28 protein-coding genes and 1 riboswitch are annotated in these 24947 nt (G+C 64.0%); of the genes, 13 read left to right on the top strand and 15 right to left on the bottom strand.

Translation table 11 applies throughout. The features are described 5' to 3' along the window. Nucleotides 1-100: 100 nt before the first annotated feature. The gene (locus tag ENHY17A_RS01245) at nucleotides 101-535 is read right to left on the bottom strand and encodes a DUF3576 domain-containing protein (RefSeq protein ID WP_159709387.1); all 435 of its coding nucleotides are present in this window, start codon (nucleotides 533-535) and stop codon (nucleotides 101-103) included. Nucleotides 536-827: 292 nt separating this feature from the next. Between ENHY17A_RS01245 and ENHY17A_RS01240 the strand changes: the two genes are divergently transcribed. Further along, nucleotides 828-1415 carry a hypothetical protein gene (locus ENHY17A_RS01240; RefSeq protein ID WP_328799119.1) on the top strand — a complete coding sequence of 196 codons (588 nt, stop codon included), beginning with the start codon at nucleotides 828-830 and terminating at the stop codon, nucleotides 1413-1415. A gap of 192 nt (nucleotides 1416-1607) precedes the next feature. On the opposite strand, the gene ENHY17A_RS01235 is transcribed toward ENHY17A_RS01240, so the two are convergent. Next, entirely contained in the window at nucleotides 1608-2129 is a 522-nt protein-coding gene (locus ENHY17A_RS01235; protein WP_159709386.1) for a thiamine phosphate synthase, read from the bottom strand. Nucleotides 2130-2151: 22 nt separating this feature from the next. On the opposite strand from ENHY17A_RS01235, the gene ENHY17A_RS01230 reads away from it, so the two are divergent. From ENHY17A_RS01230 to ENHY17A_RS01220, 3 genes are read left to right on the top strand one after another with little or no spacing between them, the layout of a single operon-like run. After that, nucleotides 2152-2823 carry a YggS family pyridoxal phosphate-dependent enzyme gene (locus ENHY17A_RS01230; RefSeq protein ID WP_159709385.1) on the top strand — a complete coding sequence of 224 codons (672 nt, stop codon included), beginning with the start codon at nucleotides 2152-2154 and terminating at the stop codon, nucleotides 2821-2823. Further along, nucleotides 2820-3485: an HAD family hydrolase gene (locus ENHY17A_RS01225; protein WP_159709384.1), complete on the top strand. Its 666-nt coding sequence runs from the start codon at nucleotides 2820-2822 to the stop codon at nucleotides 3483-3485. The genes ENHY17A_RS01230 and ENHY17A_RS01225 overlap by 4 nt, the downstream gene beginning before the upstream one ends. A gap of 4 nt (nucleotides 3486-3489) precedes the next feature. Then, complete coding sequence (locus ENHY17A_RS01220) at nucleotides 3490-4779, top strand: Hsp70 family protein (RefSeq protein ID WP_159709383.1); 1290 nt, start codon at nucleotides 3490-3492, stop codon at nucleotides 4777-4779. Here the strand turns inward: ENHY17A_RS01220 and ribA are convergent. Both ribA and ENHY17A_RS01210 read right to left on the bottom strand, forming a co-directional pair. Continuing rightward, a complete protein-coding gene (gene ribA, locus ENHY17A_RS01215; protein ID WP_159709382.1) occupies nucleotides 4776-5837 on the bottom strand; it encodes a GTP cyclohydrolase II in 1062 nt (353 codons plus the stop codon). The two genes, ENHY17A_RS01220 and ribA, sit on opposite strands and share 4 nt — an antisense overlap. Next, nucleotides 5834-6631, bottom strand: coding sequence for an exodeoxyribonuclease III (locus ENHY17A_RS01210; protein WP_159709381.1), 798 nt, complete (start codon nucleotides 6629-6631; stop codon nucleotides 5834-5836). Before ENHY17A_RS01210 ends, ribA begins: the two co-directional genes overlap by 4 nt. A 99-nt stretch (nucleotides 6632-6730) precedes the next feature. On the opposite strand from ENHY17A_RS01210, the gene ENHY17A_RS01205 reads away from it, so the two are divergent. After that, the gene (locus ENHY17A_RS01205; protein ID WP_159709380.1) at nucleotides 6731-7003 is read left to right on the top strand and encodes a DUF3253 domain-containing protein; all 273 of its coding nucleotides are present in this window, start codon (nucleotides 6731-6733) and stop codon (nucleotides 7001-7003) included. 37 nt (nucleotides 7004-7040) lie between these two features. On the opposite strand, the gene ENHY17A_RS01200 is transcribed toward ENHY17A_RS01205, so the two are convergent. Beyond that, nucleotides 7041-7712 carry an SOS response-associated peptidase family protein gene (locus tag ENHY17A_RS01200; protein ID WP_159709379.1) on the bottom strand — a complete coding sequence of 224 codons (672 nt, stop codon included), beginning with the start codon at nucleotides 7710-7712 and terminating at the stop codon, nucleotides 7041-7043. A 149-nt stretch (nucleotides 7713-7861) separates the two neighbouring features. Here ENHY17A_RS01200 and ENHY17A_RS01195 point away from each other — a divergent pair, with 149 nt between their 5' ends. Beyond that, complete coding sequence (locus ENHY17A_RS01195) at nucleotides 7862-8881, top strand: ParA family protein (protein WP_159709378.1); 1020 nt, start codon at nucleotides 7862-7864, stop codon at nucleotides 8879-8881. Between the two features lie 147 nt (nucleotides 8882-9028). On the opposite strand, the gene thiC is transcribed toward ENHY17A_RS01195, so the two are convergent. Continuing rightward, nucleotides 9029-11035, bottom strand: coding sequence for a phosphomethylpyrimidine synthase ThiC (thiC, locus tag ENHY17A_RS01190; protein WP_159709377.1), 2007 nt, complete (start codon nucleotides 11033-11035; stop codon nucleotides 9029-9031). Between the two features lie 34 nt (nucleotides 11036-11069). After that, a riboswitch (TPP riboswitch) is annotated at nucleotides 11070-11177 on the bottom strand. A gap of 124 nt (nucleotides 11178-11301) precedes the next feature. Between thiC and ENHY17A_RS01185 the strand changes: the two genes are divergently transcribed. Next, complete coding sequence (locus tag ENHY17A_RS01185; RefSeq protein ID WP_159709376.1) at nucleotides 11302-11751, top strand: hypothetical protein; 450 nt, start codon at nucleotides 11302-11304, stop codon at nucleotides 11749-11751. After that, complete coding sequence (locus tag ENHY17A_RS01180) at nucleotides 11748-12044, top strand: transcriptional regulator (RefSeq protein WP_236547685.1); 297 nt, start codon at nucleotides 11748-11750, stop codon at nucleotides 12042-12044. The genes ENHY17A_RS01185 and ENHY17A_RS01180 overlap by 4 nt, the downstream gene beginning before the upstream one ends. On the opposite strand, the gene ENHY17A_RS01175 is transcribed toward ENHY17A_RS01180, so the two are convergent. Genes ENHY17A_RS01175 through ENHY17A_RS01165 form a run of 3 tightly spaced genes read right to left on the bottom strand, consistent with a single transcriptional unit; the run spans nucleotide 12041 to nucleotide 13534 of the window. Further along, the gene (locus ENHY17A_RS01175; protein WP_236547684.1) at nucleotides 12041-12364 is read right to left on the bottom strand and encodes a hypothetical protein; all 324 of its coding nucleotides are present in this window, start codon (nucleotides 12362-12364) and stop codon (nucleotides 12041-12043) included. The genes ENHY17A_RS01180 and ENHY17A_RS01175 overlap by 4 nt on opposite strands. Further along, the gene (locus tag ENHY17A_RS01170) at nucleotides 12361-12783 is read right to left on the bottom strand and encodes a DUF2141 domain-containing protein (RefSeq protein ID WP_236547992.1); all 423 of its coding nucleotides are present in this window, start codon (nucleotides 12781-12783) and stop codon (nucleotides 12361-12363) included. The genes ENHY17A_RS01175 and ENHY17A_RS01170 overlap by 4 nt, the downstream gene beginning before the upstream one ends. Further along, the gene (locus ENHY17A_RS01165) at nucleotides 12713-13534 is read right to left on the bottom strand and encodes a sterol desaturase family protein (protein ID WP_159713994.1); all 822 of its coding nucleotides are present in this window, start codon (nucleotides 13532-13534) and stop codon (nucleotides 12713-12715) included. Before ENHY17A_RS01165 ends, ENHY17A_RS01170 begins: the two co-directional genes overlap by 71 nt. On the opposite strand from ENHY17A_RS01165, the gene ENHY17A_RS01160 reads away from it, so the two are divergent. Next, entirely contained in the window at nucleotides 13533-13907 is a 375-nt protein-coding gene (locus ENHY17A_RS01160) for a hypothetical protein (protein WP_159709375.1), read from the top strand. The genes ENHY17A_RS01165 and ENHY17A_RS01160 overlap by 2 nt on opposite strands. A 90-nt stretch (nucleotides 13908-13997) precedes the next feature. Here ENHY17A_RS01160 and ENHY17A_RS01155 read toward each other — a convergent pair whose 3' ends face one another. Both ENHY17A_RS01155 and ENHY17A_RS01150 read right to left on the bottom strand, forming a co-directional pair. Continuing rightward, on the bottom strand, nucleotides 13998-15593 hold the full coding sequence (locus ENHY17A_RS01155; RefSeq protein ID WP_159713992.1) for an isocitrate lyase: 1596 nt from the start codon (nucleotides 15591-15593) through the stop codon (nucleotides 13998-14000). Between the two features lie 126 nt (nucleotides 15594-15719). Beyond that, a complete protein-coding gene (locus ENHY17A_RS01150; RefSeq protein ID WP_201296324.1) occupies nucleotides 15720-15875 on the bottom strand; it encodes a hypothetical protein in 156 nt (51 codons plus the stop codon). 158 nt (nucleotides 15876-16033) lie between these two features. Here ENHY17A_RS01150 and ENHY17A_RS01145 point away from each other — a divergent pair, with 158 nt between their 5' ends. The 3 genes from ENHY17A_RS01145 to wecC are packed head-to-tail and all read left to right on the top strand — an operon-like array spanning nucleotide 16034 to nucleotide 19904. After that, on the top strand, nucleotides 16034-17434 hold the full coding sequence (locus ENHY17A_RS01145) for a helix-turn-helix domain-containing protein (RefSeq protein WP_159709374.1): 1401 nt from the start codon (nucleotides 16034-16036) through the stop codon (nucleotides 17432-17434). Between the two features lie 54 nt (nucleotides 17435-17488). Next, nucleotides 17489-18622 carry a non-hydrolyzing UDP-N-acetylglucosamine 2-epimerase gene (gene wecB / locus ENHY17A_RS01140; RefSeq protein ID WP_159709373.1) on the top strand — a complete coding sequence of 378 codons (1134 nt, stop codon included), beginning with the start codon at nucleotides 17489-17491 and terminating at the stop codon, nucleotides 18620-18622. Continuing rightward, nucleotides 18606-19904: a UDP-N-acetyl-D-mannosamine dehydrogenase gene (gene wecC, locus ENHY17A_RS01135; protein WP_159709372.1), complete on the top strand. Its 1299-nt coding sequence runs from the start codon at nucleotides 18606-18608 to the stop codon at nucleotides 19902-19904. The genes wecB and wecC overlap by 17 nt, the downstream gene beginning before the upstream one ends. A gap of 3 nt (nucleotides 19905-19907) precedes the next feature. Here wecC and rfbA read toward each other — a convergent pair whose 3' ends face one another. The 4 genes from rfbA to rfbC are packed head-to-tail and all read right to left on the bottom strand — an operon-like array spanning nucleotide 19908 to nucleotide 23350. Beyond that, nucleotides 19908-20777, bottom strand: a complete 870-nt coding sequence (rfbA, locus tag ENHY17A_RS01130; protein ID WP_159709371.1) for a glucose-1-phosphate thymidylyltransferase RfbA — start codon at nucleotides 20775-20777, stop codon at nucleotides 19908-19910. Beyond that, nucleotides 20774-21685: a dTDP-4-dehydrorhamnose reductase gene (gene rfbD, locus ENHY17A_RS01125; protein WP_159709370.1), complete on the bottom strand. Its 912-nt coding sequence runs from the start codon at nucleotides 21683-21685 to the stop codon at nucleotides 20774-20776. Before rfbD ends, rfbA begins: the two co-directional genes overlap by 4 nt. 9 nt (nucleotides 21686-21694) lie before the next feature. Then, nucleotides 21695-22747 carry a dTDP-glucose 4,6-dehydratase gene (gene rfbB, locus ENHY17A_RS01120; RefSeq protein WP_159709369.1) on the bottom strand — a complete coding sequence of 351 codons (1053 nt, stop codon included), beginning with the start codon at nucleotides 22745-22747 and terminating at the stop codon, nucleotides 21695-21697. Nucleotides 22748-22756: 9 nt separating this feature from the next. After that, nucleotides 22757-23350, bottom strand: coding sequence for a dTDP-4-dehydrorhamnose 3,5-epimerase (gene rfbC / locus ENHY17A_RS01115; protein ID WP_159709368.1), 594 nt, complete (start codon nucleotides 23348-23350; stop codon nucleotides 22757-22759). A 117-nt stretch (nucleotides 23351-23467) separates the two neighbouring features. On the opposite strand from rfbC, the gene ENHY17A_RS01110 reads away from it, so the two are divergent. Beyond that, complete coding sequence (locus tag ENHY17A_RS01110; protein ID WP_159709367.1) at nucleotides 23468-24871, top strand: O-antigen ligase family protein; 1404 nt, start codon at nucleotides 23468-23470, stop codon at nucleotides 24869-24871. The last annotated feature ends 76 nt before the right edge of the window (nucleotides 24872-24947 follow it).

The raw sequence follows: 24947 nt of genomic DNA, 5'->3' as shown, positions 1-24947 counted from the left end.
AACTCCGTTGGTGAAGGCGGTGCCAGCCCGCTCCCCCTCCCGACCTCCCAGATTGTACGTGAAGGTCAGAAGGGGAAGCGGACTGGCACCGCGAAACCGATTAATTCAGGATCGACGAGCGGCGGATGTCGCGGGCGCGCGTCAGGATGATGTCTTCCAGCTTCTGCACCGTCGCGGCCTGGACGGGCGCTTCGACCCATTGACCGTTCTGGTTGATCTGGCGGCTGGTCGCGACGCGCAGCGCATCGGCGCGCAGATCCTGGTCGAGGATCGACACGGTCACCTTCATCCGCTCGGTCGGCGTGGCCGGATTGACGTACCAGTCGGTGACGATCACGCCGCCGGCCGAATCGGTCTGGAGCAGCGGCATGAAGCTCAGCGTCTCCAAACTGGCGCGCCACAGATAGCTGTTCACGCCGATCGTCGTCACCTGCGACGCGGCAAGGTCGGCTGCCGGGCGGTCGTTTCCACCGGCACAAGCGGCCAGGCCGAGCGCGAGCGACCCCAGAACAGCGAAACGCAAGCGGCGGATCATCGGCAATTCCTTAAACATACCATTCAGGGACGCATCTATAGAAGGTCGCGCATAACCCGCAAGCGTCGGCGCACCTGTGGATAAGCTGCAACAGTCGCGCGCTAAACGGATTCCGCCTGTGGAACAATCACCTGCGCCTGTGGTAACGCTTACACGAAGGCAGAGGGAAACGATGAACGTGAAACGCTGGATCGCAGGAGCTGGGCTCGGGGCGCTTGTCGCCGCGGCGTTCACGCTTGCGCCCGCGCTCTACGCTCAGGAAAGCCGTTTGGCCTCAAGGCCTTCGCTTCCCATGAGCAGCGGCATCGGTTCCTTTACGCCGGCATCCGCCGATCCCAAGCTGGCCGCCGTGCTGGCACGCAGTGGCCTCAATGGGTCGGGTTTCCGCTTCACCCCGTCCGAATCGACTCGGAAATCGTCGCGCGACATCACCGTCGCGGTGCGTGCCCGGTCGAACCGTGCGACGCGCGAAGATCGCATTGCCAGTGCCAGCGAATCGGTGTCGCTCGCGCCAATCGCCTATAATCTGGGTGTCGCGGTCGGTTGGAAGCGCTTTGCGGTTTCCGGCGACGTCGCCAAGATCGACATGGCAGGCCAGCCCGGCAGCCGCGAAATGGCCGATTTGGGCATCAGCTACACCGGCAAGCGCGCCTCCGCCCGGATCAAAGCCGGTGCAGAGCGTCCGACCGGCGACGTTCCGGCGCTGGTTGCGGTCGATCCCAGCTATTCGATCGATGTCGGCAGCAGCTATTCGCTGACCCGCAACCTGGATGTGACGGCCGGGCTTCGTTATAAATCCGAACGCGAGCGGCTTCCCCGCATCGCCGACGACCGCCGTGACAGCCAGGCGGTTTACGTAGGCACCGCCTTCCGCTTCTGACGGATCGGGCCGTATTCGGCTCAGGGCGGGCTGCAAATACCACTTGTCTGCGCTTCCGGTGCTCACGTGCGTTAAGCACGCTGCGCGCCGGTGCCCGACAAGCGCCATTTTCGCCTCGCCCTGAGCCGAATACGGCCCGATCGTGGTTGCGAGTATCACCGCTCTCAGGCTGAGCTTGTCGAAGCCTTCGGCTTAGAGAAACGCGTCGATCCCCGCCCAGCCGTGAAGACTTAATCCCCGCAGCGTTTGGAAGCGGCTCGCGGTCATCCCGCCCAGCGCGACCACCGGGATCGTGTTTCCGCGAATCAGCAACCCCAGTCGCAGTCGGCCGAGCGCCCGCGCGCCGTAGTGCGAGCGCGTGGCATATACGGGGGAGATGAAAATCAGATCGGCGCCGCGCCGTCGCGCCTCGACCAGTTCGCACCGCGAATGCACCGACCAGGTGCGCAGGCCGCCCTGGCGTTTCGAACCGTTATGCGTGCCATCCGCACGGCCCAACCAATCGCGGCCCGCGACGATCAGCACCAGGCCGCGCCTTCGTGCCTGGACACTGACTCGCGCGAACAAGGTACGGCGTTCGGGCAGCGGGAGCGAATAGTGGCGAAACACCACGCCCGCGCCACGCGGCAGGCGGTTGATCGCACGCCATAACGCGTCGCCCATCCGCTCGTCAGTCATCAGCCAGATGCGGGGCAGGGGGTGGCGGCGACGCATTGCGGTTTCTATAGCGCAGGCCATGCAAGCACACGACCCCGCCGCTGCCCTGTCCGCGATCCAAGATCGCATTGCCGCCGCCGCCAGGATAGCGCGACGCGAGGTCACGGATATCACGCTCATCGCGGTGTCGAAGACGCATCCAGCGACATCGATCCAGCCGCTGATCGATGCGGGCCAGCGCGTGTTCGGCGAGAATCGCGTTCAGGAAGCCGCCGACAAATGGCCCGCACTTCGCGATGCGACGTCAGACATCGAACTCCATCTGATCGGTCAGCTTCAATCGAACAAGGCGGAAGAAGCCGTTGCACTGTTCGATGCGATCCACTCGGTCGACCGCCCGTCGCTGGTGGCCGCGCTCGCAAAAGCTATGGACAAGGCGGACAAGCGGCCGGCTTGCTTCATTCAGGTCAATATCGGCGATGAGGACCAGAAGGGCGGATGCGCAGTCGCCGATCTGCCTGCTTTGCTGACGGAAGCGCGTGCCGCTGACTTGCCGGTCGCGGGATTGATGTGTCTGCCCCCTGCATCGGTTGAGCCTGCGCCCTATTTCGCGTTGCTGTCCAAACTGGCGCGCGATCACGGCGTGCCCGCCCTCAGCATGGGCATGTCCGACGATTTCGAAACCGCGGTAACGATCGGCGCGACGCATGTCCGCATCGGTTCCGCGCTGTTCGGCGCGCGGATGCCATGAAGCTTGACGGACTACTCTTCGATTTCGACGGCGTGCTGCTTGAGAGCGAATATGCGGGCAATGCCCAGATTGCCGCGTGGCTGACTGATAACGGCCATCCGACCACGCCGGAGCAATCGATGCACCATTTCATGGGGCTGTCGGGCAGTGCGTTCACCGGCGCGGTCGAACACTGGATCGGTCGCCCGCTGCCCGACAGCTTTGCGGAAGCCCGCGCGGCGGAAGATATGCGCGTGGTCGCCGAGGGGTTGCCCGCGGTGGCGGGTGCAATCGGCTTCGTCGAATCGCTGCCCGACGATCTGCCGCGTGCGATCGTTTCGTCCAGCCGCACGGGGTGGATCGACGCGCATCTTCGCCACCTCGGCTTGCGCGATCGGTTCGGCGATCATCTCTATTCGGGGCACGAGCATGTCGAGCACGGCAAGCCCGCACCCGATCTATACCTCCACGCGGCGGCCAAAATCGGCGTGCCGATCGAGCGGCTGGCGGTGATCGAGGATTCGCCCGTCGGCGCGAAAGGCGCGGTCGCATCGGGGGCGTACGTCATCGGGCTGTGCGCGGGCACGCATTGCCTGGCCGGGCATGACCAGCGCCTCCGCGATCTGGGCGTCCATGCCATCGCGCATGGTTTCGACGACGTCGCGCGGCTGGTGTTGCTTTAGCCCGATGACCGACGCCGCCCGCTCGCTCGGTCTCGATTTCGGGACCACCAATTCGGTTGCCGCACTGGCGTGCGGGGGTCGGTCGGACATGGTGCTGCTCGACGCGCCGACAGAGCGCGAGGCGGTGTTTCGATCGGCCTTGTGCTTCTGGGAAGACGAAGCCGTGCGCGGGGGTATCGCATCCGAAGCGGGACCGTGGGCGATCGCCGAATATATCGAATATCCCGAAGGTAGCCGGTTCATTCAGTCGTTCAAATCGGTCGCCGCCTCGACCAGTTTCGAACATGCCAGCGTGTTCCATAAGCGTTTCCGGTTCGAAGAACTGGGCGCGTTGCTGCTGAACAAGATGCAGGCCCGCAGCGGTGGCGCGTTCGACGGCGTGTCGCGCGTCGTCGTCGGGCGCCCGGTCGAATATGCCGGGCACGCGCCTGACGAGGTGTTGGCGCGGGAACGCTATGACGCGATGTTTGCCGGATTCGGGGTGGAGACGCACTATATCTTCGAGCCATTGGGCGCGGCGTTCAGCTATGCATCGCGACTGGATCAAGCCGCGACGATCCTGGTTACCGATTTCGGTGGTGGGACCAGCGATTTCTCGGTCGTGCGGATCGCCGCGCCCGGTGCGGCGAAGCGATGCGTGCCGCTGGGTCATGCGGGTGTGGGGATTGCGGGCGACCGGTTCGATTACCGGATCGTCGATCATCTGGTGCTGCCGCTGTTGGGCAAGGGCGGGAAATATCGATCGTTCGACAAGGTATTGGACATCCCCGGCGGCTATTTTTCCGAGTTCGGAGACTGGTCGCGGCTGGCGTTGATGCGCAATCGCCGGACGCTGGCGGAACTCGACAAGTTGCGTCGATCGGCGATTGACCCCGAAGCCATCGGGCGCATGATCGCGGTGATCGAGCAGGAACTGGGCTTTCGGCTGTACGACGCGGTGGGGCAGGCAAAGCGCGCCTTGTCGTCTGAGGAAGAAACCCGGTTCGCGTTCAGCGGTGCGGGACTAAGCATCGAAGCGCCGCTGACCCGCGCCGATTTCGAACGCTGGATCGCGCCCGATATCGTCCGGATCGAAGCGGCGGTCGACCGTGCGTTGGCGCGGTCCGGTGTCGAGGCCACGGACATCGACCGCGTGTTCCTGACCGGCGGATCGTCGTTGATCCCGCGCATCCGGCGCATTTTCGAAGCACGGTTCGGCGGTGAGCGCATCGCCGGTGGTAACGAACTCACCTCGATCGCTCATGGCCTTGCGTTGATCGGCGAGCAGGATGATTTGAGCGAGTGGGCGGCCTAAAGCTGGTGACCGGTGCGGTCGCGTTTGGTCGCCAGATAGCGCGCGTTGTGCGGGTTGGGGGGCAGATGATGCGGCACGCGTTCTAGGACGGTGACGCCCGCCGCCTCCAGTCCGGCGACCTTTTCGGGGTTGTTGGTGAGCAGCCGCACCTTGTCCTGACCCAGCAGCGTCAGCATCCGCGCCGCCACCCCGAAATCGCGCGCGTCGATCGCGAAGCCCAGCCGAGTGTTGGCATCGACCGTGTCGAACCCCTGATCCTGAAGCGCATAGGCGCGCAGCTTGTTGACCAGTCCGATGCCGCGTCCTTCCTGTCGTAGATAGAGGAGGATGCCCCATCCGTTCGCGGCGATCTCGTGGATCGCAGCGTGGAGTTGCGGGCCACAATCGCATTTCAGGCTGCCGAGCACGTCGCCGGTCAGGCATTCGCTGTGCAGGCGGACGAGCGGCGGTGCGCCGGTCGGCTGGCCGATGAGCAACGCGATGTGCTCGCCTGCTGCGTCGGGGGTGCGGAAGGCGACGATCTCCGCATCCTCGGCACCAGCGACGGGCAGCCGCGCGCGGGCGGCAATTTCCAGTCGCCCGGCATCTTCGTGCGCGGCGATGTCGGCGGGGGTGATCGGGTCGCTGGCGTCATGGCGGACCCGCGCGAACCATGCGGGAAGCAGCCCTGCGATCCGCGCCAGCTCCAGCGCGGCGCGTGCGGCGTCCTGTTGGGCGAGCGGCACGCTGCGAAACGGTCCCTTGAGCGGCGTCGCCAGGTCGAATTGCGGATCGGCCAGCGCAGTCGCGGCGTCGAAATCGAGCCAGGGGCTGCGCTCAACCGCGACCGGCGCGACCGGATCGGCGGCGTCACGCTGGTTGGCCAGTTTCAGCGTTGTCGCGCGCCCTGCCGACAGCAGAACGAACGCTTCGCCTGCGGGATCTAAGGCCGCGAGCCGGTTTGCGTCGGCGGTTTCGATTGCTAGGAGTTCGAGCACGCCGTTGGAGCCCGCGATCGCGATCGGCCAGCCGCGGCGGGCGGCGTCGATGGCGCGGGCGACGGCGCGCGGGTCGCTCACAACACGAACTCGGTCAGGATCGGGATGTGGTCGGAGGGTTTTAGCCAGTTGCGGCAGGGTTCGTAGACGCGGTGGGCCACGGCCTTGTCTGCGACGCTGCGCGAGGCCCACATATGGTCGAGCCGCCGGCCGCGGTCGGACGCGGCCCAGTCCTTCGCGCGGTAGCTCCACCAGGTGTAGAGCCGTTCGGGCGCGGGGACGAATTTGCGGCCGAGATCGACCCAGTCGTTCGCGGCCTGCAACCCCGCCAGCGCCTGAACCTCGATCGGCGTATGGCTGACCACGTCGAGCAACTGCTTGTGGCTCCACACATCGCTTTCGAGCGGTGCGATGTTGAAATCGCCGGTGAGGATGACGGGCAGGTCACCCAATCCTTCGGACCAGCGAGTCATGCGCTCCAGAAAATCGAGCTTCTGCCCGAATTTGGGGTTCGCCTCGCGGTCGGGAATGTCGCCGCCCGCGGGGACATAGACGTTTTCCAGGCGAAGGCCGTTTTCGAGGCGGACGCCGATGTGGCGGGCTTCGCCATTGGCCTGCCAGTCGAGCCGGTCGTCCTCGGTAAAGGGAATGCGGCTGAGAATGGCGACGCCGTGGTGCATTTTCTGGCCGTGAATGGCGATGTGTTCATAGCCGAGCGCGCGAAGCGGCGCGTGCGGGAAATCGCCGTTGATGACCTTCGTTTCCTGAAGACACAGGACGTCGGGGGCGGCTTCGCGCAAGAATTGCTGGACGATGTCCATGCGGAACCGCACCGAATTGATGTTCCACGACGCAATGCTGATCTTCTCGCTCATCGCCCGGCGATGTAGCCAGCCGCGCGGGGAAGCGCCAGTGGCGAGGCGCCAGTGTCGAGGCGCCAGTGTCGAGGCGGATGTGCAGGTAAGGGACGAGCGATGAGCGGGGATGAGGATCGGCAGATCGGGGCGAAGATCGCGGAGATGCTGTCGGCGCGGCGGCCGGACGCGACTTTATGCCCCAGCGAAGTCGCGCGGGCGCTGGCGGGGGAGGACGGCGACTGGCGCGCGCGGATGGAGGAGGTTCATGCGGCGGTCGATGGACTGGTCACGGCGGGGGCGGTGCGGTTGAGCTGGAAGGGTGCTGCGATGGCAGTGCGGGGCGGGCCGTATCGAATCGGGCGTGCCGGGGACCGGGGCGAGGACGGCTGATCGCGAAGAACGCGGCGGGCGCGCCTCCACCGAGGGGTCAGCGGACCTGTTCGACGGTGAGCGATCCGGCGGGGAGCGGGCGGCAGAGTTCGGACGCGGGGGCCGACCCGTCGAGCCAGCGGGCATAGTCGGGCGGGGTCAGGACGACGACCTGGCGATCATGATAGGGGGCGATGTCGGGGCCGGGCGGGCAGGTGAGCATCGCCCAGGCCTCCCCCACGGTCGCGTCCGCTTTCCACACCCCGGCAATGCAGAACCAGTCATGGCCCGCAAGCGTGAAGGCCCATTTGGATTTGAGCGGCTTCTTCGCCGGTTTGGGCGCATCGGCTGCGGGGGCGGGGGGATCGGTGAATTCGAAAAAGCCGTCGACGGGGATCAGGCAGCGGCCGCCCGTCGCACTGTTGGTCAGGGTGCGGCCATCGGAGCGGAAATTATAGACGGGCCACCCGCCACCCCCGCCGCGCGAGGGCGCGGGCCAGCTCCAGCGGCGCGTGACCATTTCGGCGGTCATCGGCGCGACGGGATCGGCGGGGGCGCTGTCGGATCGGTCGGCGCCGGTGCGGACGATTTCCAGCCGGTCGGTGATGCGGATCGAATCGAGGGGTGCGAAATTGGGCACGCCTTCGGGAAAGTCGAGCGCAATGCGGGTTTCGCCAAAGTCGCGGATGAGCTTTGCAATCTGGGTGCGGCGATAGGCTTCGTTGCACATGGGAGGAGGGTAGCGGGGTTGGGCAGATGATTGAAGGGTCGGGAGATCGGTACGGCGCGGCAGCATAGAACTGCCTAATGTCCAAAACAGACGTTGACACGTCCAGTTTGGACTGCTATGCGTCCATTAACGACAGGCTGGAGCTGATTATGCTGAAATATGCTTTCTGGAATAATAAAGGTGGCACGGGGAAGACAAGCTTGGCATTCCAAGCGGTGACTCGATATGCAGAAAAGCATCCACTTGCTCGTATACTCGTGATCGACATGTGTCCCCAAGCAAATATGTCTGAACTTCTTCTCGGAGGAATGACAAGCGGTGGTGGGTCACAGCTTCTGCAACAACAAGGAAAAATACCTCGTTGCAGCGTGGGTGGATATTTCCAAATTCGGCTGCCTTCGCCCTACTCAGCGCCGATGTTCAACGCAGCCGATTACATTATGAAGCCAGATTCCGTTAATCCATATATTCCCAGTAACATATCGCTGGTTTGTGGTGACCCCTTGTTGGAATTGCAATCCAACGCTATCAATACACTAGCAAATGCTCAGATTCCAGGTACAGACACTTGGATAGAAGTAGCTGACTGGATTAGAGACTTTCTCGAAAAGGTAGAAAACGACTATGATGTTGTTTTCGTAGACTGCAATCCGAGCTTCTCACTTTATACCCAAATTGCTTTGGCAAGTGTAGACAGACTCATCCTTCCGGTCATGGCCGACGATAGTTCAAGACGCGCTGTTCAAAATGCATTGTCGCTAGTGTATGGTCTTAGCCTGCCCTCACCGATCTACGCTACGTATGCCTTTAGTGCGAAGCTGCACGCTGCCAATAGACAATTGCCTAAAGTTCATTTAATCGCGAAAAATAGGATCACCCAATATATGGGTCCAGCGTCGGCTTACGCCGCGGTTCTTCACGCGATCGAGACTGACATCATTAACCTTCAGAAAGCTCACCCGAATCTTTTCACTTTTACGTCTGCTCAAAAGGCCTCGGTAAGTATTAGAGATTTCCAAACTACCGGAGTTGTGGCGTTCGCTAAGGGTCTGCCTTTTAGCCGATTGAAATCCGGCAAGCAGTCAGTTGGTGGACATCGGGTAGAGGTAAATGAGCCTTACCGCCTGAATTGTTTGGATGCCATCGACGGGCTAGTAGCTCACCTATAGCGACGAATCCGGCGAGATCTATACTCAAAAAGCACTTTATTGTTCGGCCGATGAACGGAGGATTGAGCAAATGTAAGTATGGGGTCTGCGGGCGGAGGAATTCCTTAATTTCTCGACCCGCAGATAGGAGGCACAAAGAGAGTAGATTTAGCCTCGCTCCCGGTCTCCAGCGCCCATATACAGTTCGCTGCCCGTTTCCTTGAATACCTCGCTCATCGCGGCCATCCCCGCTTCCGCTTCCTCAACGGTGGTTGGGGCTTGTGGTGAGCCCCCTCCACCATTCGGCGTTGCCGAATGGTCCCCCTCCCCGTGCCGGGGAGGATTTGCAGCGAGGAAGCTGTCTGCGCTCTGGTTCTGCTTGGCGGCGAAAGTCCCGAGTTCGAGATCGCGTCCATCCCCCGGATGACCGCTATTTGCTGCCCGTCCGGCAGCAAATTCCCGAACTTCCTGCGAGATCTGCATCGAGCAGAATTTGGGGCCGCACATCGAGCAGAAATGGGCGGTCTTGGCGCCTTCGGCTGGCAGCGTCTGGTCGTGATATTGCTCGGCGGTGTCGGGGTCGAGCGACAGGTTGAACTGGTCGCGCCAGCGGAAGTCGAAGCGGGCGCGGCTTAGCGCGTTGTCGCGCATCTGGGCCGCCGGATGCCCCTTGGCGAGATCGGCGGCGTGAGCGGCGAGCTTGTAGGTCACCACGCCGACCTTCACATCGTCGCGATCGGGCAGGCCCAGATGCTCCTTGGGCGTGACGTAGCAAAGCATCGCGGTGCCGTACCAGCCGATCATCGCCGCACCGATGCCCGACGTGATGTGGTCGTAGCCGGGCGCGATGTCGGTGGTGAGCGGCCCGAGCGTGTAGAAGGGGGCTTCGCCGCACGCCTCAAGCTGCTTGTCCATATTCTCTTTGATCTTGTGCATCGGCACATGGCCGGGGCCTTCGATCATCACCTGAACATCCTGTTCCCAGGCGCGCTTGGTGAGTTCTCCCAGCGTGTAGAGTTCGGCGAATTGCGCTTCGTCATTGGCGTCGGCGATGCTGCCGGGGCGCAGGCCGTCGCCCAAGCTGTAGGCGATGTCATAGGCTTTGCAGATTTCGGTGATGTCGTCGAAATGTTCGTAGAGGAACGATTCCTTGTGATGGCTGAGGCACCATTTCGCCATGATGGAGCCGCCGCGCGACACGATGCCGGTCACGCGCTTGGCGGTCATGGGGATATAGGGCAGGCGGACGCCGGCATGTATGGTGAAGTAATCCACGCCCTGTTCGGCCTGTTCGATCAGCGTGTCGCGGAAGATTTCCCAGGTCAGTTCCTCGGCAATGCCGCCGACCTTTTCCAGCGCCTGATAAATGGGGACGGTGCCGATCGGGACGGGCGAATTGCGCAGGATCCATTCGCGGGTGTCGTGGATGTTGCGGCCCGTCGACAGGTCCATGACGGTGTCCGCGCCCCAGCGGATCGACCAGACCATCTTATCGACCTCTGCCGCGACGTCGCTGGCGACCGCCGAGTTGCCGATATTGGCGTTGATCTTGACCAGGAAATTGCGGCCGATCGCCATCGGTTCGGATTCGGGGTGGTTGATGTTGTTGGGGATGATCGCGCGGCCGCGTGCGACTTCGTCGCGGACGAACTCAGGCGTGACGAAATCGGGGATGGCGGCGCCGAAGCTTTCGCCGTCGCGGACATATTCGGCGAGCCGCTGGCGACCGAGATTTTCGCGGGTGGCGACATATTCCATCTCGGGGGTGATGATGCCCTGACGCGCATAGTGCATCTGGCTGACGTTCATGCCGGGTTTGGCACGCAGCACGCGCTTGCGGACATTGGGGAAGGGCTGGACCCCGCCCGAGCGGTCGGGGCCGAGCTGGCCGTTGTCTTCGGGGCGGATTTCGCGCTGGGCGACTTCCTCGACATCGCCGCGGTCGCGAATCCAGTCGCGGCGGAGTTCGGGGAGGCCCGCCATGATGTCGATGCGGGCTTGCGGGTCGCTGTAGGGGCCGCTGGTGTCGTACACGCGCAACGGCGGCTCGCCCGAGGAGGGTTCGAGGTCGATTTCGCGCATGGCGACGCCCAATTTGCCGACATGGACCTTGCGGCTGCCGCGGATCGGGCCGGTGGTGACTTTGAGTTCGGTGCGTGCGGGGATGTCAGCCATGATGTTCCACTCCATTCGGAGGGAACGGGCCGTGGGATCTGGACCGCTCCCTCCCTACGCCGGTGTCAGCCGGATCAGGTTCAGCGGGTCTTGGCATCAGCCAACTCTCAACCGCTCACGCGCGGTCCCCCGGGGATGGCCAAGGTCTAGCTCGCTGGCGATGCAATGTCACGCCGCCATCATTTTCCGATTCGGAAAGTTATCACTTGCCACTTTGGAAAGTGATGCAGTATGAGTTTCCAAACTGGAAAGGGAAGGGAATTGCAATGAACCGCGATGAAGCACGGGCGGCGCTCGACGATATGAGCAACACGACGCGAAAGCTGGCGCTGGACGGACCGGAATATCCCTTGTGGCGGCACGCGGCGTTCGGCGTGGTGATGGGGATGCTGGTGCTCAGCCAGGGATTGGAGATGCCGTGGGGCACGGTGATGTTCGTGCTTTCGATGGCCGGGGTTGCGGCGATCACGATGGATGATCGTCGGCGCTATGGCACGTTCGTCAACGGATATCGCAAGGGGCGTACCCTGCCACTGACGCTGTCGCTTGTCGGTTTGCTATTGGGGGCGATGGGTGCCGAATATTATGCGCGCGTCAATGGCCTGTCGCTGGGGGTCAAGCTGGGGATCGCGGCGGGTGCCTTTGGCCTCGCCTTTGCAGTCAGCCTGATCTGGACGCGTATCTATCAGCGCGAGTTGCTGGACGATGCGGCGTGAGCGCCGACGGGATCGACATGGTGCTGCACGCCCCCGCGCGGTTGCGGATCACGACGCTGTTGACCAAGGTTAGCGAGATGGAATTCGCAAGACTGCGCGAGTTGGTAGAAGTCAGTGATTCGGTGTTGTCCAAGCACCTCTCCGCGCTGTCCGAGGCAGGCTATGTGCGGTTGCGCAAGGCGGCGGAAGCCGGGCGTCAGCGCACATGGGCCTCGCTCAGTCGGGAAGGGCGGAACGCGCTGACCCGCCATGTCGCGGCGCTGCGTGCGATCGTGGCGGGGATCGCCGATTAGCGCAGGGTGTCCGGGGCGCTTATGCTGGCGTACCAGTCGGCATAGGGGGTGCTCTTGGCGAGGTGGCGGTTCCAGTCCTTGGCGCCGTCATCCCACCAGACCGGGCCGCGTTCGCCGAGGGCGCGTTTGGCGGCATCGACGCGGGCGCGGGCGTCGGGTTCCTTTGCGCGGACGGCGCGGCGGGCGGTCATGAGGTCGCGGACCAGCCGCTCGCGGGACTCTTCGGACAAGGCGGGATTGCTCATCCGCCACAGCCGCCCGCGCACGACGAAGTAGCGACCGTCGGGGGTGACCGGATGGCCGCCCGCGCGTTGGCTCACAGCATGTATTTCATGCGGACTTGCTGGCGGGTGGGGCCGGTGATCTCAAACCGGGCGGCGCTGAATTTGGGTGGGCCGAAGCGGATGGCGGGGTTCTGCGAAAAGCCGAATCCTTCGCGCGGGATGCCGGCAAAGGTGTCGAGTTTGGCATTGCCATTTTCGTCGTGGATCACCGCGACGGCATAGCGGCCGGGGGGCAGCGCGTCGAAGCCGATGCCGTGCTGGCGGGCGGGGACGCTCTTGGTGCTGGCGCGGGCGTCATCGACGCAGTTGGGGAAGTTTTCGGGATCGGCGGTCAGGCAGACGCGGATCATCCCCTTGTCGGAGCGCACCCCCGATACATCGACGTCAAGCCGCGTGGTGGGGCTCGCCCCCGGCAGCAGCGCCACCAGAATCAGCGCCGCGCCCAGACGCCGCAGCAACCGCTCGGTCGGCCCGGCGGCGAGCAGGCTCGAAAGAACCGAGTCCACCGTCCGTCCCGCAGAGCCGGTCCCAGAAGCGGAAATAGAGGCCATAGTTACACCCGTACCGTTCGTGATGCCGCTGGTGGTGGCTGGCGGTAATCAGCCACGCCCCCAATGGCCCCTTCCACATGAACCGGGGAAAAACCTCCCACCCCATATGGTTGGTCACTCCCATAACCGTCATTACCGTCAGCACAAAGCCGAGGGCGGCGACATGGATGGGAATGACGAAGACCAGTAGCGGAATTACCACAGCGCCGGTCAGCGCCTCGATCGGGTGAAAGGCCATCGCCGCCCAGGCGGTCGGCGGGCGGCTGGCGTGGTGGACGGCGTGCGCCATGCGGAACGGCTTGGGCCGATGCATCCAGCGGTGGGTCCAGTAGAACCAGGTGTCGTGCGCGAAGAGATAGGCGAAGATCGACACGGGCACGTACCAGAGCGGCCAGGCGGTGACGTCGGTGTAGATCGCGGTCCAGCCGCGATTCTGCCAACCCCAGGCGACGATCCCGGCGGGGATGCCATAGATCGCGGCAGACGCCAGACTCCAGCCGATTTCCTTGCGCATCTGGGCATCGAGGCCGGTGTAGAGGCCGGGATGGCGAAGGCGCGTCGCCCAGGCGAAGCCGCCCGACGCGATCAGGTAGCGCACGCCGACGATCAGCGTCATCGCGACGGCGGACAGGGCGATGGCGAGCGCGGCGAACATGCGCACCTTCTACGCGGCGATGATGCGCGCGACTAGGGTTGGAACGCGCGATGGGCGCGAGACTCCACGCAACCCGCCGTCCCCTTTTCGGTCGGTTCGTGCCGCATTTCGACCGTGCCGCGGCCAGATTTCTCAGTCGATTATCGGTTCATCGTGGGAAAATAACCATTCACCGAGGCAATTGCGCGATGGCATGGCAGCCGACGGGATCAGTCGTCACAGGATGTTCATGTTCGAGCTGTCTCGCGAAATGATCGCTTACGGGATTGTCGCTGTCGTCATAGCGATCGGTGTGCCCTGGTTGGGATATACGCTGCGCAGGCGCAAGCGCGAGCGGTTGCGGCGCCGTGGCGTAAAGACCTACGGCCACTGACCTCGCTTTCCGCGGGGGAGCCTTCGCAGGCTCGAGAAAAAGGCCCGCAGGCGTTGCTGCCTGCGAGCCCTTTTTTTGGCTAGCGGTCGATCAGGCCGCGAACTGGTTCATTGTATTGTGCGATCCGCCAGCCTTCAGCGCGGCTTCCCCGGCGAAATATTCCTTGTGGTCGTCGCCGATGTCCGAGCCCGACATGTTCTGGTGCTTGACGCACGCGATTCCCTGGCGGATTTCTTCGCGCTGGACGCTTTTCACATAGCCGAGCATGGCCGCGTCGCCGAAATATTCCTTGGCCAGATTGTCGGTCGATAGCGCGGCGGTGTGATAGGTCGGCAACGTGATGAGGTGATGGAAGATGCCCGCGCGTGCCGCGGCATCGCGTTGGAAGGTGCGGATGCGCTCGTCCGCCTCGACCGCCAGATCGGTGGTGTCGTAATCGACACTCATCAGCCGGGCGCGATCATAGCCTGCGACGTCGCGCCCTTCCTCCACCCAGGCGTCGAACACCTGCTGCCGGAAATTGAGCGTCCAGTTGAAGCTGGGTGAGTTGTTGTACACGAGCTTGGCACCCGGCACGACGTCGCGAATGCGATCGACCATCGATGCGATCTGTTCGATGTGCGGCTTTTCCGTCTCGATCCACAAAAGATCGGCGCCATTCTGTAGCGAGGTGATGCAATCGAGCACGCAGCGATCGGCACCCGTGCCTTCGCGGAATTGGTAGAGGTTCGAGGGCAGGCGTTTGGGGCGCATCAGCTTACCGTCGCGCTCGATCACCACATCGCCGCGCAAGGAGGACAGGTCGGTGATCTCTTCACAATCGAGAAACGCGTTATACTGATCGCCCAGGTCGCCCGGCTCCTTGGAATAGGCGATCTGCTTCGTCAGGCCCGCACCCAGCGAATCGGTGCGCGTGACGATGATCCCGTCTTCGACGCCCAGTTCCAGGAAGGCGTAGCGGCAGGCGCGGACCTTTGCGAGAAAGTCCTCGTGCGGCACGGTGACCTTGCCATCCTGATGCCCGCATTGCTTTTCGTCGCTGACCTGATTTTCGATCTGGAGCGCGCACGCCCCCGCCTCGATCATCTTTTTCGCCAGCAGATAGGTTGCCTCGGCATTGCCGAAGCCCGCGTCGATATCGGCGATGATCGGCACGACATGGGTTTCGTAATGGTCGATGGCGTTGGTCAGTCGCTGAACCTCGACATGGTTTCCGGCATCGCGTGCGGCGTCGAGATCGCGGAACATCATGCCCAGTTCGCGCGCGTCGGCTTGTTTGAGGAAGGTGTAGAGTTCCTCGATCAGCGCAGGGACGCTGGTCTTTTCATGCATCGACTGGTCGGGCAGCGGGCCGAAATCGCTGCGCAGCGCGGCGACCATCCAGCCGGAGAGATAGAGGTAGCGGCCCTTGGTCGATCCGAAATGCTTCTTGATGCTGATGAGCTTCTGCTGGCCGATGAATCCGTGCCAGCAGCCCAGCGACTGGGTGTATTGCGAAGGATCGGCGTCATAGGCCGCCATGTCGCGGCGCATGATGCCTGCGGTATAGCGTGCGATGTCGAGCCCAGTGCGGAAGCGGTTCTGCGCCTGCATCCGCGCGACGCTTTCCGCATCGATGCCGTCCCATGTGCCGCCGAAGCGCTCGATGAGCGCTTGGGTGCCGGTGATCTGATCCTGATAGGTCATGTCGAGAATTCCCCCGATGGGCTGTGCGGGCAAGAAATGTCCGTCGGCACGCCAAGCGCACCGACGGACACCTTTCCTCCCCAGGAACTGGTTGGCTCTGGCGCGGGGCCGGAGCCGGGCCGGGCGTCAGCCGAGACGGCCGAGGCGGTGATAGAGATTCGAGAATTTGGACGAACGCGGATCGTCGGCGATCTGTTTGACGTAATTCGCCACCGCTTCCTTCATCAGTCCGAAGTCCTCGTTGGAGAAGACGGCGCGGCTGCGCTGGGGTTCGGTGGTCATTTCGACGCTCCTGCTCGGTTCGTCCGCTTGTCTGCGGTGACACCTTGATACGGCCGCGCCATTGTTCCTGGCGATAGCAATTTACGCATTTTAGTGTCGCAAAGTCGGATAATGAGGTACTCATCCTGTCTTGTTGTCATGATCTTTACAGGTGAGCGGTGGCGCGTGAAAAGCTGTTGGCGGGACATGCGATCCGGCGATTACGCCGCCGTACCGGGCTGACCCAGGCGGCGATGGCGGAGATGCTCGACATCTCGCCCAGCTATCTCAACCTGATCGAGCGCAATCAGCGCGCCCTTCCCGCCGGCCTGCTGGTGCGGATGACCGACCAGTTCGATTTCGATCCGCGCGCGCTGGCGGCGGGCGAGCCGGGCGGGGGGATGGACGCGATCCGGCGGCGGCTGGCCGATCCGATGTTCGCCGATCTGGAAATCGACCGGCACGAAGTCGAGGAATGGCTGGCCGCGGCACCCGGCGGCGCAGAGGCGTTCGCGCGCGTGTTCGACCGAGTGGGCGGCGGCGCGGCGAGCGGGGCTGCGACACTCGACGAGCCCACCGCGTTGGTTCGACGCGAAATCGAACGGTGGCGCAATCATTTCGCCGACCTCGACGCGCACGCCGAATCGCTCGCCGACGAATTGCGGCTGACCAATGCCGATACCCATGCCGCGTTGGTCGAACGCCTGCGCGTGCGCCACGGCCTGTCGGTGCGCATCCTGCCGGTCGACGTGCTGCCCGATGTGTTGCGTCGGCTGGACCTGCATGCGCGCCAGTTGCAGCTGAGCGAATTGCTGAGCGGCCCGGCGCGCAGCTTTGCGCTGGCGGTACAGCTCGCCCAGATCGAGGCGCGGGTGGAAATCGATGCGCTGGCGCGCGGCGCGGGCTTTGCCGACCGGGTGGCCGAGCGGTTGTTCCGCAGTCACCTGACCCATTATTACGCCGCCGCGCTGATGATGCCCTATGGTCGGTTCCTGCGTGCGTGCGAGGGTACGGGGTACGAGATCGGCGTGCTGGAACGGCGGTTCGGTGCGAGTTTCGAACAGGTTGCACATCGGCTGACGACGCTGAGCCGGGTCGGTGCGCGGGGCCTGCCCTTCTTCATGATCCGCATCGACCGCGCGGGTCAGGTGTCCAAACGCTATGGCGGTGCAAGCGGCGGAGCATTGATCGATGGCGAGGGGCGCTGCCCATTGTGGCGGCTGCACCATGCGTTCGACATGCCCGGCGTGGTGCGCGCGCAACTGGTCGAGATCGAGGATGGTGCGCGTTGGTTGACGCTGGCACGCACCGTGCGTGGACAGGGGAGTCGTCCCGGAGCGCCGCCGTCGGAAGCCGCGGCGGAATTTGCGATCGGACTGGGCGTCCCCGCCGACCAGGCGAGCGCGCTTGCACCCGCGCACGACATCGACCCCACTGCCCGGGCGACGCCGATCGGACCGGGGTGTCGCGCCTGCCTGCGCCCCGACTGCCCCCAGCGCGCGCATCCCCCCGCCAACCGCGCACTGATCGTCAACGACCGCGAGCGGGGTGTGTCGCCGCTCCGGTTCGTGGAGGATTGAGGCGCGCGTGAACCTTTAGGGCGGTTTTAAGCGATGCGCGCTAGGATGCCGGTCATGAGTGCAAAACCCCGCATCCTCGTCATTTTCGGCACCCGCCCTGAGGCGATCAAGTTGTTCCCCGTAATTGCCGCGTTGAAAAGCCGCGGTGATCTCGACGTGCGCGTGTGCGTGACCGCGCAGCATCGCGGGCTGCTCGATCAGGTGCTGTCGATTGCCGGGCTGGTGCCAGATATCGACCTCGATTTGATGGAGGCGGGGCAAAGCCTCGACCGGTTGACGGCGCGGCTGCTGACCGGACTTGGCGAGGTGATGGACCGCGAGCGGCCCGACCGGGTGATCGTCCAGGGCGATACCGCGACCGCGATGGTGGGGGCGCTCGCCGCCTATTACCGCAAGGTGCCGGTTGCCCATGTCGAGGCGGGGCTGCGGTCGGGCGATATCCACCATCCCTGGCCCGAGGAAGTGAATCGGCGGATCGTCGCGCCGATCGCCGACCAGCATTTCGCGCCGACCGAAACCGCGGCGGAAGCGCTAAAGCGCGAGAATGTGGCGGCCGACACGATCCATGTGACGGGCAATACGGTGATCGACGCGCTTCATGCGACGACCGCGCGGATCGAGAGCGACCCATCGCTGGCCGCCGGGCTCGATCCGATCGCGGCACGCTTTGCGGAAAAAAGGCTGGTGCTCGTCACTACCCACCGCCGCGAGAACTTCGGGGGCGGGATGCAGGGGATTGCAGACGCGATCGGGCGCATCGCGGCGCGCGACGACGTGGCGATCCTGTTCCCCGTGCATCCCAATCCCAATGTGGTGTCGGTCATGGATGACATGCTGGGCGACCGCGCCAACATCGCGCGAATCGACCCGCTCGATTACCCGCATTTCATCCGCGCGTTGGGGATGGCCGAATTGGTGCTGACCGATTCGGGTGGGGTGCAGGAGGAAGCGCCCGCGCTTGGCAAGCCGGTGCTGGTGATGCGCGAGACGACCGAGCGGCCCGAGGGGGTCGCGGCGGGCACCGCGAAGCTGGTCGGGACCGATCCGGCGCGGATCGTTTCCGAAATCTCAACTCTCCTCGACGATGATGCCGCCTATCAGGCGATGGCGCGCGCGCACAATCCGTTCGGCGACGGCCATGCCTCGACTAGGATTTCGGGGATTATTGCGGATGGTTTCGGACTCTGAACTGAAGGTCGTCGTCCTTGGCCTTGGCTATATCGGCCTGCCGACCGCCGCCGTGATCGCACGCACGGGCGCGCAGGTGCTGGGGATCGACGTGCATCAGTCGGTCGTCGATACGGTCAATTCGGGCAAGGTGCATATCGAGGAGATCGATCTCGACGGGCTCGTCTCCGGCGTGGTCGCGCGTGGGAATCTTCGTGCCTCGACCCAGGTCGAGCCCGCCGATGTGTTCGTCATCGCAGTGCCGACCCCGTTCGACGACGATCATGCGCCCAACATCGGGTATGTGCTGAAAGCCGCGACCAATGTCGCGGCCGTGGTGAAGCCGGGCGATGTCGTGATTCTCGAATCGACGTCGCCGGTGGGCACGACCGAGCAAGTCGCGAAACTACTGTCGCAGCTTCGCCCCGACCTGAAGGTGCCGGGCCATTCGGCAGGCACGCCCGACATCGCCATCGCCTATTGCCCCGAACGCGTGTTGCCGGGGCGTATCCTGGTCGAACTGGTCGATAACGACCGCGTCATCGGTGGGATCACGCCGCGATGCGCGCGAAAGGCGCTGCAATTCTACCGACGCTTCGTGCGCGGGGCGTGTGTCACCACCAATTCGCGCGCGGCGGAAATGACCAAGCTGACCGAGAATGCGTTTCGCGACGTCAACATCGCCTTTGCCAATGAATTGTCGGTCATTTCCGACAATCTGGGCATCGATGTGTGGGAAGTGATCCGGCTGGCCAACCGCCACCCGCGCGTCAACATATTGTCACCCGGCCCCGGCGTCGGCGGGCACTGCATCGCGGTCGATCCCTGGTTCATCGTCCATGGCGATCCCGAAAACGCGCGTATGATCCGTACCGCACGTGAAGTGAACGACGCCAAGGTCGGCTACACCATTGGTCGCGCAGAGGCTTTGATCGAGAGCCTGCCGGGCGTGCCTGTCGCGTGCCTGGGCCTGGCGTTCAAAGCGAACATCGACGACTTCCGCGAAAGCCCGGCGATGAAGGTCGCCAGCCATTTGGCGCACCGCTTCGGCGACCGCGTGCGCATCGTCGAACCCTATGCCGACGCGCTCCCGCCCGCCTTCGACGGCAGCGGTGCGACATTGATCGATGTGGACGCCGCGATCGAGGACTGCCCGATCTTCATCGTGCTGGTCGATCATGAGATCTTCAAATCGATTCCTCTCGACGAGCGGGCGGATAAGCGGGTGTATGACACGCGCGGGATCTGGCCGGATCAGCCGGCGATCATGGCCCGCGACGAACCGTTGAAGATTGCGGTTTAACCTTCAGCGCCCGTTGACTGCGTTCAGGATGGCGCGGCCATAGGCGGTCTTCTTGAATCGCTCGCCGGCGTCGCGCGCTTGGTCGGCGGTGATGAACCCCATTTCGAACGCGATTTCTTCTAGACAGGCGATCTGGATGCCCTGGCGATGCTGGAGCGTCCGGACGAATTCGCCCGCTTCGAGCAGGCTGTCATGGGTGCCGGTGTCGAGCCAGGCATAGCCGCGGCCCATCTGTTCGACGAACAGATCGCCCGCTTCCATGTACAGCCGGTTGAGATCGGTGATTTCCAGTTCGCCGCGCGCCGATGGTTTCAGGTTGCGGGCATACTCGACCACGCGATTGTCGTAGAAATACAGGCCGGTCACCGCGTGGTTCGATTTGGGCTGTGCGGGCTTTTCCTCGAGCGAGAGCGCCTTACCGCTTTCGCCGAGTTCGACCACGCCGTAGCGTTCGGGATCCTCGACCCGGTAGCTGAACACGGTTGCGCCCGACGTGCGCGCGACTGCGCTTGCCAGCAGATCGGTCAGATGCGCGCCAAAAAAGATGTTATCGCCCAGCACCAGCGCGACATTGTCGTCGCCGATGAAATCCGCGCCGATGGTGAATGCTTGCGCCAGTCCGTCGGGGCTGGGTTGTTCGGCATAGTCGATGCTCAGCCCGAGTGCTGAGCCATCGGCGAACAGGCGGCGGTAATTGTCCAGATATTCGGGGCTGGAGATGATCAGGATGTCGCGAATCCCCGCCAGCATCAGCACGCTGAGCGGATAATAGATCATCGGCTTGTCATAGATGGGCAGCAACTGCTTGTTGACGGCCAGCGTCGCGGGGTGAAGGCGCGTGCCCGAGCCGCCTGCCAGAATGATGCCCTTCATTTCTTTGCTCCGATGAGTTCGTCGAGAATGTCGCCCAGCGCGACCTGCCATGCACGCGGTTCGATACCGTAAGCCTCGCGGATCGCACGCGTGTCGAGCAGCGAATTGGCGGGTCGTCGGGCGGGGGTCGGATAGTCGGCGGTGGTGATCGGCGCAACCTGTGCGCTCGAACCACCCCGCGCCGTCGATTGGCGGAAGATTTCGGTGGCGAAGCCCGCCCAGCTTACCGCGCCTGCATTGCTGAAATGAAAGGTGCCGGTGGGTGCGGCATCGTCGTCGACCAGCCGTAGCGCGATTTCCATCAGCGCGTGCGCCAGATCGGCGGCACTGGTCGGGCTGCCGCGCTGGTCGTCGACCACGGTCAGCGTATCGCGGCTTTCGGCGACGCGAAGCATCGTCTTGATGAAATTATGGCCGTGCGCCGACACCACCCATGCGGTGCGGACGATCGCATGGCGCGCGCCCGAGGTGCGCACCGCGAGTTCGCCGCCCAATTTGGATGCGCCATAAACGCCCAGCGGACCGACCGGATCGTCGATGTCCCAGGCGCCGTCCTTGTTGCCCGCGAAGACGTAATCGGTCGAGACCTGAACCATTGGGATGTCGGCGGCTGCACACGCCGCGCCGAACGCCGCTGGGGCAAGCGCGTTGACGGCCCAGGCCGTCACGACATCGCTTTCCGCCTTGTCCACTGCGGTATAGGCGGCGGCGTTGATGACGGCGGCCCAGTCGCGCTCGGCCATTTTCGCGGCGATCGCGGACGGATCGGTCAGGTCGAGCGCGGCGCGATCGAGTGCTACCACTTCCCAGCCCTGCGGCCAGGCGCAGCGCTGAAGCTCGATGCCGAGCTGACCCCCCGCGCCGGTGATCAGGACCGCGCGGGATGGGTTGACGTCATGATCCGGCATGTCGACGGATCAGGCCGCGACGCCGCGACGTGCCGCTGCCTTGGCCGCGACCAGCGGACGCCACCAATCCTCGTTCGCCAGATACCATTCGACCGTCTTGCGGATGCCCGTTTCGAACGTCTCCGCCGGGGTCCAGCCCAGCTCGTCGCCGATCCGGCTGGCGTCGATGGCATAGCGTTTGTCGTGGCCGGGGCGGTCGGCAACCTCGGTCATCTGATCGGCATAGGGTTTGCCGTCGGCGCGCGGGCGCAACTCGTCGAGGATCGCACACAGCGTCTTTACGACCTCGATATTCTGGCGCTCGTTGTGACCGCCGACATTATAAGTGCGGCCGATCTCACCCCGTTCGAACACCGCCTGCAACGCGCGGACATGATCCTCGACATAAAGCCAGTCGCGCACCTGATCGCCCTTGCCGTAGATCGGCAGCGGCTCGCCGTCCAATGCCTTGGCGATCATCAGCGGGATCAGTTTTTCGGGGAAGTGATAGGGGCCGTAATTGTTCGAACAATTGGTGATCAGCACCGGTAGCCCGAACGTGTGGCCCCAGGCGCTGACCAGATGGTCGCTGCCCGCCTTCGACGCCGAATAGGGCGAGCGGGGATCGTAGGGGGTTTCCTCGGTGAACAAGCCGGTGTCGCCCAGCGAGCCGTACACTTCGTCGGTCGAGATGTGGTGAAAGCGGAACGCGGCTTTCCGGTCGCCGTCCAGCGTCTGCCAATAGGCGCGCGCCTCTGCCAGCATGAGATAGGTACCGACCACATTGGTCTGGATGAACGCGCCCGGTCCGTCGATCGACCGATCGACATGGCTTTCGGCCGCCAGATGGGTGATGACGTCTGGACGGAATTCGGCGATCGCCGCGCGCACCGCGTCAGCGTCGCACACATCGCCCTGAACGAAACGGTAGCGGTTGGAACCTGCGACCTGCTCGACGGTCGAAGGGTCGCCCGCATAGGTCAGCTTGTCGAAATTGAGCACTTCGTAGCTCGTATTGTCGATCAGGTGCCGGACCAGCGCCGAGCCGATAAAGCCGGCCCCGCCGGTGACGAAGATACGCATGAAGATCCTTCAGGTCAGCGGTGCCAGCGGGCGACCGTCATAGGGAAAGGGGCTGTCGAAATCGGCAAGCAGCGGCTGGCGCCCGTCTTTTTCCGACAATTCGGGCGATGCGCCCGGAGGGATCGGCCAATCGATGCCGCCATCCTGTCCACCCAGGGCGGTCAACGCCGGATCGTTCCAGCGGATGCCGCCGTCATGGTCGGGGGCATAGGTGTCGGAACATTTGTAGGTGACCTCGCAATCGGATTCCAAGGTCACGAACCCGTGCGCGAAGCCGATCGGGATGAAGAGCTGGTGGCCGTTCTCGGCGGACAGTTCGGCCCCGACCCACTGGCCATAGGTGGGCGAGCCGCGCCGGACATCGACCGCAACGTCGAAAATGCGTCCGCGGATACAGCGGACCAGTTTGTCCTGGCCGCGCGGCGGCGTCTGGAAATGCAAGCCGCGCAGCGTGTGTACCGGCCTAGAGAGCGAATGATTGTCCTGAACGAAGATACAATCGATCCCGAGCGCGACAAAGTGCTCGCGGTTGTAGGTTTCGGTGAACCAGCCCCGATTGTCGCCGAAGCGTTTGGGGGGCAACAGGCGGACGGGAGACGACATGGCGGCGCTATAGCCCCTCTTTCGAAACGCGACAATCATGCTCCCCGGCGCGGTAGTTGGCAGGGCCGAAGTGCCGCCAAGGGTTGACGAACCAGCCGTTTATGATGAGTTGCGCCGATGAGCCAATCCTTGTTGCGGCAGCGCTTTGCCCGATCGGGCGCAGTGACGTTCTGGTCGGTGGTGGCCTTTCTGGTCGCGGTCGCGCTGGCCGGCGGTGCCTCCAATCCATCCTCCTTCGCCCAGGTGCTGGTGCGTGCCACAGCGACGCTCGCGGCGGCAGGGTGGCTGGTATTTGCCATGCGCAGCGGCGGCGACCCGCGTCTGCGCCCGGCGTTCGTGTTTATCGGATTGTGCGCGGTTCTGATCGGGGTGCAGCTCGTGCCGCTGCCGCCATCCTGGTGGGCGGCCTTGCCGGCGCGCGACGCCTATGCGGTCGCAGCGGCGGCGGTCGGCGTCGATGGCCAGTGGCGGCCGATTTCGGTCGCGCCCGACTTGGGGTGGAGCGCCTTTTTCGGTTTGATCGTGCCGGTGGCGCTGTTGGTCGGATTGGCCTGCCTGTCGCCGCGCAAGCGGGCCGACCTGATGCTGCCGCTGGCGGTGCTGATCTTTGCCAGCGGGGTGCTGGGGCTGGCGCAATTGTCGGGGGGCGACGGCAGTGCGCTGCGCTGGTACGCGTTCACATCGGAGAGTTCGGCGGTCGGGTTCCTGGCCAATCGCAATCATCAGGCGCTGTTGCTGGCCTGCGCCTTGCCGGTGTTGGCGGCGCTCGCCAGCATGCCCCCCAAGGCGGGGGTCAAACAGCGCAGCGGCTGGGTCGCGATCCACTGGGTGGCGCTGGGCACGGGTGCGTTCATCGTGCTGATGCTGCCATCGACCGGATCGCGCGCCGGACTGGCGCTGGGTGGACTATCGATCCTGGCCGCGCTGGCGATCGCCGCGCCCGCGATGCGCCAGCGGCTGATGGCGATGCGGCGGAAGAAGCGGCGGTTGTTCGTAGGTGGCGGTGTGGCGGCGGCGCTGGCGTTCGTCGCGGTGCTCGTCTTCCTGGGCCAGAATGTCGCGTTCAGCCGGATCGCCGGGCTAGACCCGATGAGCGACCAGCGCATCCGCGCCTTTCCGGTGGTGTTCGACATGACGCGCGATTTCCTGCCGTTCGGAAGCGGAATCGGCACCTTCGATCGCGTCTTCCGACAATATGAGCCGTTCGAGCTGCTTCAACGGCCTTATTTCAACGAGGCGCACAACGACATCGTCCAGCTGGTCCTGGAAGGCGGCATTGCTGCGGGATTGCTGCTGGTCGCGTTCGCGATCTGGTGGATGATTGCGACCGTCAGGGCGTGGCGGGCGCCGGTGTCGGCGCAATCGCTCGCGGCACGCGCCGGGTCGGTGATCACGCTGCTGTGCCTGCTGGCCAGCATTGTCGATTATCCGCTGCGGACCCCGTTGATGCTCGCGATCTTTGCGTTGGCGGCGGCGTGGATGCTGACCCCGGTTTCGCCCCGTCGCGACGCGGGCGACTAATGCCGCCTTTACGCTGCATCGCAACCCCAGTAAGGCCGGTCGCTGGCGTTTGGACCTTCAATGATTGGCAGATGCA

The sequence above is a fragment of the Sphingomonas sp. AX6 genome (genome assembly GCF_902506605.1).
Taxonomy (GTDB): domain Bacteria; phylum Pseudomonadota; class Alphaproteobacteria; order Sphingomonadales; family Sphingomonadaceae; genus Sphingomonas.
Note: the sequence above shows the minus strand (reverse complement) of the source record. Positions and strands in the feature narration are given on the sequence as shown.

Excerpts from the sequence above, each read along its gene's own strand:
- wecB (WP_159709373.1), top strand. The coding sequence starts at position 17,489 with ATGAGTGCAAAACCCCGCATCCTCGTCATTTTCGGCACCCGCCCTGAG.
- rfbC (WP_159709368.1), bottom strand. The coding sequence starts at position 23,350 with ATGTCGTCTCCCGTCCGCCTGTTGCCCCCCAAACGCTTCGGCGACAAT.
- ENHY17A_RS01155 (WP_159713992.1), bottom strand. The coding sequence starts at position 15,593 with ATGACCTATCAGGATCAGATCACCGGCACCCAAGCGCTCATCGAGCGC.
- wecC (WP_159709372.1), top strand. The coding sequence starts at position 18,606 with ATGGTTTCGGACTCTGAACTGAAGGTCGTCGTCCTTGGCCTTGGCTAT.
- ENHY17A_RS01240 (WP_328799119.1), top strand. The coding sequence starts at position 828 with ATGAGCAGCGGCATCGGTTCCTTTACGCCGGCATCCGCCGATCCCAAG.
- ENHY17A_RS01110 (WP_159709367.1), top strand. The coding sequence starts at position 23,468 with ATGAGCCAATCCTTGTTGCGGCAGCGCTTTGCCCGATCGGGCGCAGTG.
- rfbA (WP_159709371.1), bottom strand. The coding sequence starts at position 20,777 with ATGAAGGGCATCATTCTGGCAGGCGGCTCGGGCACGCGCCTTCACCCC.
- ENHY17A_RS01225 (WP_159709384.1), top strand. The coding sequence starts at position 2,820 with ATGAAGCTTGACGGACTACTCTTCGATTTCGACGGCGTGCTGCTTGAG.
- ENHY17A_RS01220 (WP_159709383.1), top strand. The coding sequence starts at position 3,490 with ATGACCGACGCCGCCCGCTCGCTCGGTCTCGATTTCGGGACCACCAAT.
- ENHY17A_RS01200 (WP_159709379.1), bottom strand. The coding sequence starts at position 7,712 with ATGTGCAACGAAGCCTATCGCCGCACCCAGATTGCAAAGCTCATCCGC.
- thiC (WP_159709377.1), bottom strand. The coding sequence starts at position 11,035 with ATGGCTGACATCCCCGCACGCACCGAACTCAAAGTCACCACCGGCCCG.
- ENHY17A_RS01185 (WP_159709376.1), top strand. The coding sequence starts at position 11,302 with ATGAACCGCGATGAAGCACGGGCGGCGCTCGACGATATGAGCAACACG.
- rfbD (WP_159709370.1), bottom strand. The coding sequence starts at position 21,685 with ATGCCGGATCATGACGTCAACCCATCCCGCGCGGTCCTGATCACCGGC.
- ENHY17A_RS01150 (WP_201296324.1), bottom strand. The coding sequence starts at position 15,875 with ATGACCACCGAACCCCAGCGCAGCCGCGCCGTCTTCTCCAACGAGGAC.
- ENHY17A_RS01235 (WP_159709386.1), bottom strand. The coding sequence starts at position 2,129 with ATGCGTCGCCGCCACCCCCTGCCCCGCATCTGGCTGATGACTGACGAG.
- rfbB (WP_159709369.1), bottom strand. The coding sequence starts at position 22,747 with ATGCGTATCTTCGTCACCGGCGGGGCCGGCTTTATCGGCTCGGCGCTG.
- ENHY17A_RS01195 (WP_159709378.1), top strand. The coding sequence starts at position 7,862 with ATGCTGAAATATGCTTTCTGGAATAATAAAGGTGGCACGGGGAAGACA.
- ENHY17A_RS01160 (WP_159709375.1), top strand. The coding sequence starts at position 13,533 with ATGCGCACCTTCTACGCGGCGATGATGCGCGCGACTAGGGTTGGAACG.
- ENHY17A_RS01165 (WP_159713994.1), bottom strand. The coding sequence starts at position 13,534 with ATGTTCGCCGCGCTCGCCATCGCCCTGTCCGCCGTCGCGATGACGCTG.
- ENHY17A_RS01245 (WP_159709387.1), bottom strand. The coding sequence starts at position 535 with ATGATCCGCCGCTTGCGTTTCGCTGTTCTGGGGTCGCTCGCGCTCGGC.
- ENHY17A_RS01230 (WP_159709385.1), top strand. The coding sequence starts at position 2,152 with ATGCAAGCACACGACCCCGCCGCTGCCCTGTCCGCGATCCAAGATCGC.
- ENHY17A_RS01205 (WP_159709380.1), top strand. The coding sequence starts at position 6,731 with ATGAGCGGGGATGAGGATCGGCAGATCGGGGCGAAGATCGCGGAGATG.
- ENHY17A_RS01210 (WP_159709381.1), bottom strand. The coding sequence starts at position 6,631 with ATGAGCGAGAAGATCAGCATTGCGTCGTGGAACATCAATTCGGTGCGG.